Raw genomic sequence first — 12,451 nt, forward strand, 5'->3', positions numbered from 1 at the left:
GCGTGACCTTGTTTCCACCCGCCGGTGCGTCGTTCCGGTACGACCGGACGACCTGCCGATTCCTTCCCCGTCTGATCCACCTGTCGCGCGTCGCTGCGCTGCTTGGCCCCGCCTTGCTGGCCAGCGCCTGTAGTACGGGCTCGGGCGATACCGAGGAGAGCCGCCTGATCTCCGGCTATGCCGGGATGGCCGCGGCAGACGAGCCGCGTGCCGCCACGGTCGGGCGCGAGATTCTGGCCAACAACGGCACCGCGGCGGACGCGGCGGTGGGCATGGCGTTCACGATGACCGTCACGCTGCCGTCCCGCGTCGGGCTCGGAGGCGGCGGGGTGTGTGTTGTCAGTGACCGCGCCCAGCAGCAGGTGGAAGCCATCTCCTTTCTGCCGCGCCGCGCGGCCGAAGGTGGGTCCGTGCCGGGGCTGGCACGCGGTCTGGCCTTGCTGCACGCGCGCTATGGCGTGCGTGACTGGCGGCAGGTCGTTTCGCCGGCGGAGCGGCTGGCCCGGTTTGGCAATCTGACCAGTCGTGCGCTGCGACGCGACCTCGAATCCGGGGCGCAGCGCCTGAACGGGGAAGCGCGCAGCCGCTATCTAGGGGAGGACGGTCGGCTGCCGCAGGTCGGCGAGCGCATCCGTCAGCCCGCGCTCTCGGCCGTACTGTCGGGTATTCGTCAGCAGGGGGCCGGCTACCTTTACACCGGTCAGTTCGCCGGGCGACTTGCGAATGCCGCCGCGAATGCGGGCCAGCCGTTCTCGAAATCCGCGCTTAACGGCTACAAGGCGCGGGCCGAACCGACGTTGACCGTGCCGTACGGCGATCACCAACTGCACCTGCCGCCGCCGCCGGCGATGGGCGGCTTGCTGGCGGGACAGACCTGGGGCCTGTTGCGCCAGGATGACGGCGGGTCGCCGGCGCTGTCGGGCGAGACGGCGCATCTGCTGGCGGAAGCGTGGAAGCGTAGCCTGTCGCGCACGGGCGGCTGGCTCGCCAAAGCCCCTGCGGAACGCCCCGCGCCGCAGAGCCTGCTGTCGGAGGCATCGCTCGGCCAGGCGTTCAGCAGCATCGATCCCGGAGCCGCGACCCCTGCCGAGCGCCTGACGCCCACGCCGCCGCGCTTGTCTGGTGACACGCCGACAGCCGGGGTTACGGCCGTTGACCGATTCGGCAACATGGCCGCCTGCGGTTTCACCATGAACGGCCTGTTCGGCAGCGGGGCGGATGCGATCGGCACCGGCGTACTGCTCGCCAATCCGTCGGCCGAGACGGCGGCGGGAGCGGATCTGCTGCCGGCGGTGATCGCCAACCAGTACACAGGGCGCAACTATTTCGCGGTGTCAGGCGCAGGTGGGGCGGCCGGTGTGCTGAGCGCGGCCGAACTGGTCCGCAAGCTGGAGAGTGCTGGACGCGCGCAACCCGATCTGAACAGCGATCTCGGGCTGCCGCGCCTGTACCATCCAGGACGTCCCGACACGCTCCGTGTCGAACCGACGCTTTCGACGGACGTGACCCAACGGTTGAGCACGATGGGTCACGCCCTCGTGAAACGCCCTGGTTTGGGCCGCCTGACCGCCATCTACTGTCAGGGCGGGGCGGACAGTACGGGCCAGGGTTGCCAGGCTGCTGTCGACCCGCGCGGCAATGGGCTGGCGGTCCGGGCGCAGTGAGCCCCTGGAAGTGCCGGTCTGGACGTTCCTGGAGAGCAACCGGAGTTTAGGTCAGCCATGAGCCTCAAGGTCGCCCAGCGCGGCAAAGTCGACCCCTTCATCGTGATGGATGTGCTGCGGGCCGCCAACGCGCGGGCCCAGGAAGGTGGCGACGTCCTGCACCTGGAGGTCGGCCAGCCCGGCCACGGCACCCCGCAAGCCGCTCGGGAAGCGGCCAAGCAGGCGATCGAGCAGGAACAGCTCGGCTACACCGACGCGCTTGGCCTGCCGGCGCTGCGCCAACGGATCGCGGCGAGCTACAAGACGCTGCACGGCGTCGATCTCGATCCTGAGCGGGTGATGATCACCAGTGGCTCGTCGGCCGGTTTTGTGATCGCCTTCCTCACCGCCTTCGACCCGGGCGACCGCGTGGCGCTTGCCGCGCCCGGCTATCCCGCCTACCGCAACATCCTGACTGCTCTCGGCCTGGAAACCGTCTGGCTGCAGACGGACATGGCAAGCCGCTTCCAGCCAACGCCGGAGTTGCTCGACCAGGTGGATGGGCCGTTGGATGGCCTGATTCTGGCCAGTCCGTCCAATCCGGCGGGCACGATGGTGGACGAACCCGGCATGCGCGCACTGGTGGAGGCTTGCCATGCGCGCGGCATCCGCTTGATTTCGGACGAAATTTACCACCGGATCGAATTCCAGGGCCGGGGCGTTTCCGCGCTGGAGCTCACCGATGACGCGATCGTGGTGAACTCCTTCTCCAAGTACTATGCCATGACCGGCTGGCGCGTTGGCTGGCTGGTCCTGCCGCCGGACATGGTGCGCACGGCGGAGTGTTTGGGGCAGAACCTGTTCATTTCCGCCTCCGCCCCCTCGCAGTATGCGGCCCTGGGCGCGCTCGATGCCGGGGACGAACTGGAAACGGTGGTGCAGTCCTACCGCCGCAATCGCGATGTCCTGCTGAGCGAATTGCCAAAGGCCGGTATCGAGCGTTTCGCGCCCGCGGACGGGGCTTTTTATATCTACGCCGACGTCGGTCATCTGACCGAGGACAGCCAAGCGTTCTGCAAGCGTATGCTGCACGAAACCGGGGTCGCCGCGACGCCCGGGGTCGATTTCGACCCCTTCCGGGGGCAGCGTTTCGTGCGGTTTTCCTTTGCCGGGCGCGAGGACGAGGTTGCGGAGGCGGCGCAGCGGCTGCGGCGTTGGTTGGCGGCGTAGCCTCTGACCTTTCAGACTAACCGGTCGAGGCGCAGTGCTTTTGCCAAGGCTGCGGCAATCAGCTATGACGCGGGCAATGGCACGGGCACGCGGTACACCCAAACTTTCCCACCTTGCGACCGACAGCGGCGAACTGCTGGGCGCGGATGCGCAGGCGCGTCAGCACGCCAGTGTCCGCAAGGCACACGAGACCGAGCTGATCGAGGACTACGTCGAGTTGGTTGCCGACCTGATCGACGCCAAGGGAGAGGCGCGTGCGGTCGAAATCGCCCAGCGGATGGGCGTACGCCAGGCGACCGTGGCCAAGATGGTGCGGCGTCTGCAGGATCGGGGACTGGTTGAAACGGAGCCCTATCGCGCGATCTTCCTGACCCGGGAGGGGCGGGAAGTGGCCGAGACCAGTCGCGAGCGTCATGCCGTTGTCCTGCAGTTCCTGCGAACCCTGGGTGTGAGTGAGGAGACAGCGCTTTCGGATGCTGAAGGGATCGAACACCACGTCAGCGAGGAAACGCTTGATGCGATGCGCGCGCGGCTACGTAAGGAATAATCCTCGCGTCGCATGGGTTCCTTATCTGCACCACAGTGTGCCACCGGTCATACACAGGTCATAAACCGCGCATACAGCCGTCCTTGCAGATGGCTGTTTCAAATGCTTGTCTTGAACACATAAAGGGTCAACTCTGCTTCGGGTGATCACGCGAAGTGGATGAGTCCCACGCAACAAGGGGGTGTCGATATGGCACAAAGCTTAATTCGGGCGGCTGCAATCGGCGTTTGCGCGTTGGCGCTTGCGTCGTGCGCAGGCACCGAGTTGGAGGATACCCGCAATCTGAACGTCCAGGGCGGCGCCTTCAATTCTGCACTGTACGAGGGCTACGTCGATCGGTCGCAGTTCGAGTACGACTATGGCGACTACAATTCCTCGGATCTGTACGCCCAGCGGGCGCAACGGGTCGCTGCGGGTCAGACGGTCCAGCCGTTGACGCTCGATGGCGATGGCAATGAAGCCGTCGAGGGTGTCGATAAGATGGACACCAAGTTGCCTGCGATCCGTCAGGCACGGGCTGACCTGCTCGATGCGCTGAACAATGGCGCACGCCAAGATACGCCCGAGGCGGCAGCGGAAGCGCAAGTTGCGTTCGATTGCTGGGTAGAGGAGACCCAGCCGGACCAGATCGCCAAATGCCGTCAGCGTTTCGAACAGGCGTTCCAGACCGTACAGAACGCGGCCGAGCCAGCCGAGATGGACCAGGCAAGCGAGACCGCTCCGGCCGCCCCAGAGGAGGTCGATAGCACGGAACCCGAGAGCTTCACGGTGTACTTCGCGTTCGACAGCGCCCAGCTGAGCGAGGAAGCGCGTGAGGTGATCGGTCAGGTCGCCGAGGCGGCCGAGGATCGCCCGAATGCGGAAATCTCCGCCACCGGCTACACCGATACCGTCGGTCCGGAGGATTACAACCAGGACCTGTCCTTCCGCCGTGCGCAGGCGGTGCAGGAGGCCCTGACCGGCCGCGATATCGCTGAGGACCGGATCGGTACTGCGGCGCGTGGTGAGAACCAGTTGGCGGTCGAGACCGCCGACGGCGTGGCCGAGCCGCGCAACCGTCGCGTCGAAATCTCGCTGTTCTAAGCCTACAGCAGCGATATCGAACAAAGGCGTGTGGCGCCCCGTGTGGACAACGCGGGTGCGTCACACGCCTTTTTCGTGACAGTCCATTATTTCATGAACAGGGAGTAGGTCAGGCTGCGGCCGGCCGAAACCTCGACGATATGGGTATAGGTTTCTGCGCCGTGGTGGGCGGCAACCTTGTACCAGCCCGCCGAGAGGCCAAGCGCCGGTACCGGCTCCTGTGTCTCCACAAGCGGGGGAGCTGCCTTCTTGCCCCGGCGGTAGGGGTGCACGGTCCAGGAGACGTCATGTCGGACCGGGCTGGCGCCGGGACATCGTAACAGTTCGAGTTCGAGCCCGCCGAGGTTGAGGTTGAGGGTCGTCGACATCGATTCGCCGACGCCCACCTCGATATCCGTGATCGACCGTGCGTGGCGGTAGCGGGCGACCACGCGGTATTCGTCGGGCTCCAGATGCAGTTTCGTCGGGGCGCCGGTGAACTCGGCCACCTTGCGGATGGCCCGTTTGCCGTTGCGTGACCAGACGTGCAGGTCGACTCCGTCCGTGATCGCCGGTCCGTTCTCCCGGGCGACAACATTGAATTCGACGAGCGTGTCCGCAGCCGCCGTACCGGCAGCTGGCAGCGCCAGCAGACCTGCGAGGACGAGCCGGGAGGCCCATCCGCGGTGTTGGCTATCGGGGACCCGTGGCCGCATGCTGAGCTCCAGCCTGTTCCGTTGCGGAAATCGATTCCCCCGGAAGCGCGGGGCCACCGGGGCGGTCTGTATATCACGCATCGACCGGTTGGGCGGAACCCTTATCGACCGGTATTTTCGGGTCGATGCAGAACATATCCCTATCGCGATCACCCCCAGGCCAGTATCGGCCTAAAAGTAGCGCAGTATTGGGCAAGCGGGCAGCAGGTCCGGAATCTCCTGGTCCAGCTTGATCTCCAAATGGGCGGAGAGGACCTGGGTGAGATTGCCGTCGTCGATCAGCGGCAGGTCGAGCCCGATCACCTTGATGAACGCGCGCTGATGCTGGTCGAGCACGCCGCAGGCAATCCCGATGAAGGGATCGCGGTCCATCTCCTGGAAATAGGCAAGCTCAATGGCCTGCAGCGCCTCTGGATCGTTGGAAGCGGAGCCAAGGGTCTTATGCGTGTAGTCCACGCCCCACCATTCCGTGAGTTTCGTGCCCCACAGGGTGAAGCGCAGGTTAAACGGTTCCCGCTCGATCCGGGCAATGAAGATCCGGCCCAGCCAGCTTTTGAAGTCCACCGCGTCGAAGTCGTTCCGGCCGGGTAGGCGACCGTTCTCTGGCACCCGCGCTTGCCACAGACGCACCAAATCCGCGAAGGGGCCGAATCGTTCAGGCGCTGCATAGCGGTCACACTTTGCGTAGTGCCAGGTGTTTTCGGCTTGGAGAACACGCGGTCGGATGTCGACCTCCAGCTTTGAGAGGCGTGGCACGGACGGCGATTGACAAACCACCTTTATGATAGCCTTTGGGGAGTGAGGGGGGAACGGCGCATACATACCAATATTTGAAAATTGCGTGTGTACGCAGGCCGTTTTTTGCCAGACTAGCGCTTCGCGCGCTTGCCGCTGGGCTTGCCGGAGCGCTGCTTGGACGCGGCGCGGCCGCTGCCCTTGTTGCCGCGCTGCTTTTTCGATTTCGACGCCGCGTCGGCTTCGGCGATCTTGCTGGCGAAGTCGCCGGCGCCGCCCTGTTGGGCGCCGTCGGTGGGCACGCCCAGATCCGCCTGCTCCAGCTTCTTGATCTCGTCGCGCAGGCGGGCGGCCTCCTCGAACTCCAGGTTCGCGGCCGCCTCCTTCATGCGGTTCTCGAGATCGGCGATCGATTCCTTGAGGTTGTGGCCGGCGCCCGGCGTCTCGCCATCGCGGCCCTGGCCGGTATCGACCTCGACGTGGTCGCCCTTCTCGTAGACCGACTGCATCACGTCGGAGATCTGCTTGCGGATCGTCTCCGGGGTGATGCCGTGCTCCTCGTTGTAGGCCATCTGCTTTTCGCGCCGGCGCTCGGTCTCGCTGAGTGCCTGGTTGAGCGCCTTGGTGCGCTGGTCGGCGTAGAGGATGACCTTGCCGTCGACGTTGCGCGCCGCACGCCCGATCGTCTGGATCAGCGCGGTGGCGGAGCGCAGGTAGCCCTCCTTGTCGGCATCCAGGATGCACACGCGCGCACATTCGGGAATGTCCAGCCCCTCGCGCAGCAGGTTGATGCCCACCAGCACGTCGAAGTGGCCGAGACGCAGGTCGCGGATGATCTCGATACGCTCCAGCGTGTCCACGTCGGAGTGGATGTAGCGCACCTTGAGGCCCGCTTCGTGCAGGTATTCGGTCAGGTCCTCCGCCATCCGCTTGGTGAGCGTGGTGACCAGCGCGCGGTAGCCCTGGTTCTGGACCTCCTGCACCTCGGCGATCAGGTCGTCGACCTGGCCGTCGGTCGGGCGGATCTCGCAGACGGGATCGATCAGGCCGGTCGGGCGGATGATCTGCTCGGTGAAGGTGCCGCCGGTCTGGCGCAGTTCCCACTGCCCCGGGGTGGCCGAGACGTAGGTGGTCTGCGGGCGCATGGCGTCCCACTCCTCGAATTTGAGCGGGCGGTTGTCCATACAGGACGGCAGGCGGAAGCCATAATCCGCCAGCGTCTTCTTGCGCACCGTGTCACCGCGGTACATGCCGTTGAGCTGCGGCACCGTCACGTGGCTTTCGTCCACGATCAGCATGGCGTCGTCCGGCAGGTACTCGAACAGGGTTGGCGGCGGCTCCCCCGGATTGCGGCCGGTCAGGTAGCGCGAGTAGTTCTCGATGCCGGGGCAGGAGCCGGTCGCCTCCATCATCTCCAAATCGAAGGTGGTGCGCTGCTCCAGCCGCTCGGCTTCCAGCGGCATGTTGTGCTGCTTGAAGTACTCCAGGCGCTGCGTCAGCTCTTCCTTGATTTGCTTGATCGCCTGGCGGAGCGTCGGCCGGGGGGTGACGTAGTGGCTGTTGGCGTACAGCTTGATCCGCTCAAGCGTGTCGGTCTTGCTGCCGGTGAGCGGATCGAACTCGTGGATCGCGTCGACCTCGTCGCCGAACAGCGACACGCGCCAGGCCCGGTCCTCGTAGTGCGCCGGGAAGATCTCGATGGTGTCGCCGCGCACCCGGAAGGTGCCGCGCTCGAAGTTGATGTCGTTGCGCTTGTACTGCAGCTCGGTGAGCGACTGCAGGAACTCGTTGCGGTCCAGCCGGTCGCCCTGGTGCACCGTGACCGTCATCCGCGAATAGGTTTCCGGTGCGCCCATGCCGTAAATGCAGGACACCGACGCCACGATCACCACGTCGTCGCGTTCGAACAGCGCCCGGGTGGCGGCGTGGCGCATCCGGTCGATCTGCTCGTTGATCGAGGATTCCTTCTCGACGTAGGTGTCGGTGCGCGGGACGTAGGCTTCCGGCTGGTAATAGTCGTAGTAGGAGACGAAGTACTCCACCGCGTTGTTCGGGAAGAAGCTCTTCATCTCCGCGTACAGCTGCGCGGCCAGCGTCTTGTTCGGCGCCAGGATCAGGGTCGGGCGCTGCACCTGCTGGATGGTGTGCGCCATCGTGAAGGTCTTGCCGGAGCCGGTGACGCCGAGCAGCACCTGGTCCTTCTCCTGGGCCTCCAGGCCCTGGACGATCTCCCGGATCGCCCCCGGCTGGTCGCCGGCCGGCTGGTAGTCCGACTGCAGGTCGAAGGGAATCGACTCCGGCTTGGTCATGCGCTGACGCGCGACCTCGGCCGGATCCTGGGAAACGAGCGCGGTGTCCTGTGGCATGCTCCCAATGTAGGGCGCGAGGGGTGGGGGCGGCTAGGGGGAGGTCGCGTGATTGCCAAGACATGGAGGGGCACTTCGCCCACACCCCGCCTGGACACCCCCCGGGCCCTCGGCTAGCGTGCGCGGCTGGAAACTCACTTTGCCAACATGCGAGATAGCTCCCGCCATGTCCTCCTTCCTCGCCAGCCGGCTGGACCGGATCAAGCCGTCGCCGACCATCGCGGTCTCCACCAAGGCGCGCGAACTGCGCGCGGCCGGTAAGGACGTGATTGGCCTGGGTGCGGGCGAACCCGACTTCGACACCCCGGATCACATCAAGGAAGCCGCCAAGGCGGCGATGGACCGGGGTGACACCAAGTACACCGCGGTTGACGGCACGCCGGAGCTGAAGCAGGCGATCTGCCAGAAGTTCGAGCGCGACAACGGCCTGTCCTACAAGCCGGAGAACATCTCGGTTGCCACCGGCGGCAAGCAGGTGCTGTTCAACGCCCTGTTCGCCACCATCGAGGAGGGCGACGAGGTGGTGATCCCCGCGCCCTTCTGGGTCTCCTACCCGGACATGGTGCTCTTGTGCGGCGGCGAGCCGGTGGCGGTGCCGTGCAGCCAGGACGCCGGCTTCAAGTTGCGCGCGGAGGATCTGGACAACGCGATCACCAAGAACACCAAGTGGGTGATCCTGAACAGCCCCTCCAACCCGTCGGGCGCCGCCTATTCGAAGGACGAGATGCAGGCGATCACCGACGTGCTGAAGAAGCACGAGCACGTCTGGGTGCTGACTGACGACATGTACGAGAAGCTGGTCTACGACGGTTTCGAGTTCTGCACGCCCGCCCAGATCGAGCCGACGTTGTTCGACCGCACCCTGACCATGAACGGCGTCTCCAAGGCTTATGCCATGACCGGCTGGCGGATCGGTTACGCCGGTGGGCCGACGCAGTTGATCAAGGCGATGGCGAAGATTCAGTCGCAGTCGACCTCCTCGCCGTCGTCGATCAGCCAGGCCGCCGCGGTCGAGGCGCTGAACGGCCCGCAGGACTTCATCGCCTCGAACAACGAGGTGTTCCGCCAGCGCCGCGACCTGGTGGTGGAGAAGCTGAACCAGTGCCCGGGCCTGACCTGCTCCAAGCCGGAGGGGGCGTTCTACGTCTATCCCTCCTGCGCCGGCGTGATCGGGTTGAAGACGCCGCAGGGCAACCGCCTGCAGTCGGACGGCGACTTCGTCACCTACCTGCTGGAGGAAGCCAACGTCGCCTGCGTCCAGGGCGAGGCGTTCGGCCTGTCGCCCTATTTCCGGATCTCCTACGCCACTTCCACCGAGGCGCTGGAGGAAGCCTGCAAGCGCATCCGGCAGGCGTGTGAACAACTGAGCGAGTAGGGGGGGGCCGGCTGCCCGTCGCTCTATTCCATGCAACGGTCCGTCGGGGCAACGGTCGTCGGGACGGCTTCGCCGCGGCGCCTGCGATTTTCCAGCAGGCGTCGCGGATGCCCTTATGCGTGCCGATACGCGGCCTGCGCGAACGCGCGTTTACGCTGTCTTCACGTTGGTCCAGGCGAGGGCTCGTTGCAGTGTCGCCGTGCCATCGCGCGTGTAGCAGCGGCCGTGTGACAGAACGATCCGCTCGGGTTGCCAATTCAGCATGGTTGCAGCGGCGTCGCGGACGGCAGCACGGTGTGGCAGGAACGTCAGGCGCAGGTCGCGCGGTGTGCTGCCGGTCGGCGCCATCACACCGCCAAGTCGCATCAGTAGAGCCAACCAGCGCCGATGCAGACGTTCCGGTTCGAAGTTTTCGATCAGATCGGTCACGATCAGCGTGCGGCTCGGCTGGTGGAAGAAGTCCGCTTCGGTCATGAAGCTTCCAGGCACGAGCACCTGATCAATCGTTCCGGCCCACTGTGTCGGCGCGGCGTCGCCCAGGATCGCGTCGATCCGGAAGCCGCCTGCTTCGGCTTTGGTCTCAACCCCTGGTGCGACGTGCGTAGAGGCGTCGGGGTAGGCACGCTGCCAGTTGGCGAGATAGAGCCAGTGCAGCTTGTTCGGCGCCACCAGCCAGGTCACGGGGCCGAGCGTGTCCAGTTCAGTTCGCAGTCCATCCGTCAGGGCGCAGGGAGAATGCACCCACAGCCGTCCGTCTGGCAGTCGGATCACCGTTGCACGGGTTGAGAACGGCAAGCTGCCGACGATGTATTTCATCTGGACGACGGGCCCGTCCACGACCCAAATATCCTCGGCAAACGCTTTCAGCGTGCCAAGCGGCGGATAGGGATCGATCGTTTCTACATCGTCGGTTTGTGGCATGGCAGGCGTTACCATGGTTGTGGGCTGTGGCAGTTTAATATGACATGCCCCGCATGTCCGCCCCTCGCTTTGCGCGTGCCATGTTATCGCGGGGGTGGTGTTCTGCCTGAACGTGCGCAGGTCTGGAACCACGCATGTGTGTTACCTGCGCTCCCAGCAGCTGCTTGGGATTACACCGCCCGCGCCCCGGCCACCAAGGCGCGTAGCTTGTCGCGCGCCAGCGTGCGCGGCATCAGCGCAAGGCCGCAGTCGGGCGCAGCCATCAGGCGGTGCGGGTCGATGTGCCCCAACGCCTGGCGCAGGCGGCTGGTGATGTCGTCCGGGTTTTCGACGCGGCTGCGCGCGACATCGACGCAGCCCAGGATCACGGTGGTGCGCGTGAATCGCTCCAGCAGGCTCAAGTCGGCCGGGCGGTGCGCATCCTCCAGACTGACCGCGTCCACGGGGGCTTGGTCCAGCGGCTCGGCGATCTGCGCGTAGGCGTGGGGGTCGGCCTTGGGGTAATCCTCCTGGTCCAGTTCCGCCGGGTAGCCGCAGCAGACGTGGACGCAGCTGTGCGTCTCCGACGGCAGCTTGTGCAGGGTGCGCGCCAGGTTATCGACGCCGAAGGCGGCCGCCTTGTCCGGATGGCGGGCGAACAGCGGCTCGTCGACCTGGATCCAGGGACAGCCGGCTGCCGCCAAATCCCGGATCTCCTGGTTCAGCGCGTCGCCCAGGGCAGCGCACAGCGCGCGCTCGTCGGGGTAATGTTCGTTGGCGATCGTGCCGGCGATCGTAAGCGGGCCGGGCACCGTGATCTTGACCGGTTTGGCGGTCGCCTGCTGCGCGCTACGCCAATCGTGACGCAGAAAGCGATTGCCCGCCCGAATCTCCCCGCGCACCACGGGAACGTAGGCAGTCCAGCCGCCCTGGCGCAGCTCGCGGGCTTCCAGGTTCTCGAAGTCGATCCCGTGCAGGTGACGCAGGTGGTAGAAGACGTAATGCTCCCGCCGGACCTCGCCGTCGGTCGGGACGTCGATGCCGATCTCCGCTTGCTCGGCGACGATCTCCTGCGTCGCGCGGTCGAGCAGCCGTTGCTCCGCCGCCGCGTCGACCCTTCCGCGCTCGCGCACGGAGCGCGTTGGATCGCTCGGATGCCGGCCCTGCTCCGCTTCCGGCTTGGCTTCGTGCCAGCCACGCAGGGGCACGTCGTCGGGCTTGGGATAGGCGCCGATCGTGGTGGTGGGCACAGGCATGACGCCTCCTTGGCACGGTCTTGCGCACATGCTCTGCCACAGTCCTGCGCCTGGCGGCAACGCCGCGTGCCGGAGAGGGCGGCGGGGCAGACGAATTGACAGCGCCGCTGCCGCCTGCTTTGCAGATTTGCGTGTCAGCCACCTGAAGGATCGTGAAGGCCGTGAGCGACGACCAGCCGACGACGCGGGCCGACTACCCGCATTTCCTAACCATCCCGACCCGCTGGATGGACAACGATATCTACGGCCACGTGAACAACGTGGTCTACTACTCCTACTTCGACACGGTGATTAACCGCTATCTGATCCAGGAAGGCGGGCTCGATCCCTGGAACGGCGAGGTCATCGGGGTGTGCGCGGAGAGCAGCTGCCGCTACCGCGCGGCCTTCGCTTTCCCCGAAGATATCGAGGCGGGGCTGCGTGTCGCGCGCCTGGGCGGTCGCTCGGTCACCTATGAGATCGGCTTGTTCAAGGCCGGTCGGGAAGAGGCCGGCGCGGAAGGACGGTTCGTTCACGTATTCGTTCCGCGCGGCGACATGACCACGGCGGTGGCGATCCCGGAACAAATCCGCGCGGCTTTGGCGAAGCTGCAGGCCGGATAGGCCCATGGTTGGCCCTCGT

Annotated in this window: 11 protein-coding genes; 6 read left to right on the forward strand and 5 right to left on the reverse strand. The window is 65.8% G+C overall.

Going from position 1 to position 12,451, the window contains the following annotated elements:
• Positions 1-2 precede the first annotated feature (2 nt).
• From RHOSA_RS0105855 to RHOSA_RS20795, 4 genes are all read left to right on the forward strand, one after another.
• Positions 3-1,664, forward strand: a complete 1,662-nt coding sequence (locus RHOSA_RS0105855) for a gamma-glutamyltransferase (RefSeq protein ID WP_027287936.1) — start codon at positions 3-5, stop codon at positions 1,662-1,664.
• A gap of 57 nt (positions 1,665-1,721) precedes the next feature.
• Entirely contained in the window at positions 1,722-2,873 is a 1,152-nt protein-coding gene (locus RHOSA_RS0105860; protein ID WP_027287937.1) for a pyridoxal phosphate-dependent aminotransferase, read from the forward strand.
• Between the two features lie 76 nt (positions 2,874-2,949).
• Positions 2,950-3,420, forward strand: coding sequence for a manganese-binding transcriptional regulator MntR (gene mntR / locus RHOSA_RS0105865; protein ID WP_027287938.1), 471 nt, complete (start codon positions 2,950-2,952; stop codon positions 3,418-3,420).
• A 189-nt stretch (positions 3,421-3,609) separates the two neighbouring features.
• Entirely contained in the window at positions 3,610-4,503 is an 894-nt protein-coding gene (locus tag RHOSA_RS20795; protein ID WP_169816601.1) for an OmpA family protein, read from the forward strand.
• A gap of 86 nt (positions 4,504-4,589) precedes the next feature.
• On the opposite strand, the gene RHOSA_RS0105875 is transcribed toward RHOSA_RS20795, so the two are convergent.
• The 3 genes from RHOSA_RS0105875 to uvrB form a co-directional block, all read right to left on the reverse strand.
• Entirely contained in the window at positions 4,590-5,198 is a 609-nt protein-coding gene (locus tag RHOSA_RS0105875; protein WP_027287939.1) for a hypothetical protein, read from the reverse strand.
• A gap of 171 nt (positions 5,199-5,369) precedes the next feature.
• A complete protein-coding gene (locus tag RHOSA_RS24050; protein WP_169816602.1) occupies positions 5,370-5,807 on the reverse strand; it encodes a PAS domain-containing protein in 438 nt (145 codons plus the stop codon).
• 260 nt (positions 5,808-6,067) lie between these two features.
• Positions 6,068-8,242 (reverse strand): excinuclease ABC subunit UvrB, encoded by a 2,175-nt coding sequence (uvrB, locus tag RHOSA_RS20805; RefSeq protein WP_156092880.1) that lies wholly within the window; start codon positions 8,240-8,242, stop codon positions 6,068-6,070.
• A 223-nt stretch (positions 8,243-8,465) separates the two neighbouring features.
• Here uvrB and RHOSA_RS0105890 point away from each other — a divergent pair, with 223 nt between their 5' ends.
• On the forward strand, positions 8,466-9,674 hold the full coding sequence (locus RHOSA_RS0105890) for a pyridoxal phosphate-dependent aminotransferase (RefSeq protein WP_037255777.1): 1,209 nt from the start codon (positions 8,466-8,468) through the stop codon (positions 9,672-9,674).
• Positions 9,675-9,824: 150 nt separating this feature from the next.
• Here the strand turns inward: RHOSA_RS0105890 and RHOSA_RS0105895 are convergent, their stop codons facing one another.
• Positions 9,825-10,595 carry a DUF4336 domain-containing protein gene (locus tag RHOSA_RS0105895; RefSeq protein ID WP_051431856.1) on the reverse strand — a complete coding sequence of 257 codons (771 nt, stop codon included), beginning with the start codon at positions 10,593-10,595 and terminating at the stop codon, positions 9,825-9,827.
• Between the two features lie 170 nt (positions 10,596-10,765).
• Entirely contained in the window at positions 10,766-11,830 is a 1,065-nt protein-coding gene (locus tag RHOSA_RS0105900) for a cobalamin-independent methionine synthase II family protein (RefSeq protein WP_027287943.1), read from the reverse strand.
• Positions 11,831-11,991: 161 nt separating this feature from the next.
• Between RHOSA_RS0105900 and RHOSA_RS0105905 the strand changes: the two genes are divergently transcribed.
• Positions 11,992-12,432, forward strand: a complete 441-nt coding sequence (locus RHOSA_RS0105905) for an acyl-CoA thioesterase (RefSeq protein ID WP_037255790.1) — start codon at positions 11,992-11,994, stop codon at positions 12,430-12,432.
• The last annotated feature ends 19 nt before the right edge of the window (positions 12,433-12,451 follow it).

Origin of the sequence: Rhodovibrio salinarum DSM 9154 (assembly GCF_000515255.1) — a bacterium.
GTDB classification, from domain to species: Bacteria; Pseudomonadota; Alphaproteobacteria; order Kiloniellales; family Rhodovibrionaceae; genus Rhodovibrio; species Rhodovibrio salinarum.

Bases quoted from the DNA above. Each gene is read 5' to 3' on its own strand.
- RHOSA_RS0105860 (WP_027287937.1), top strand. From the start codon at position 1,722: ATGAGCCTCAAGGTCGCCCAGCGCGGCAAAGTCGACCCCTTCATCGTG.
- mntR (WP_027287938.1), top strand. From the start codon at position 2,950: ATGGCACGGGCACGCGGTACACCCAAACTTTCCCACCTTGCGACCGAC.
- RHOSA_RS20795 (WP_169816601.1), top strand. From the start codon at position 3,610: ATGGCACAAAGCTTAATTCGGGCGGCTGCAATCGGCGTTTGCGCGTTG.
- RHOSA_RS0105875 (WP_027287939.1), bottom strand. From the start codon at position 5,198: ATGCGGCCACGGGTCCCCGATAGCCAACACCGCGGATGGGCCTCCCGG.
- uvrB (WP_156092880.1), bottom strand. From the start codon at position 8,242: ATGACCAAGCCGGAGTCGATTCCCTTCGACCTGCAGTCGGACTACCAG.
- RHOSA_RS0105890 (WP_037255777.1), top strand. From the start codon at position 8,466: ATGTCCTCCTTCCTCGCCAGCCGGCTGGACCGGATCAAGCCGTCGCCG.
- RHOSA_RS0105895 (WP_051431856.1), bottom strand. From the start codon at position 10,595: ATGCCACAAACCGACGATGTAGAAACGATCGATCCCTATCCGCCGCTT.
- RHOSA_RS0105900 (WP_027287943.1), bottom strand. From the start codon at position 11,830: ATGCCTGTGCCCACCACCACGATCGGCGCCTATCCCAAGCCCGACGAC.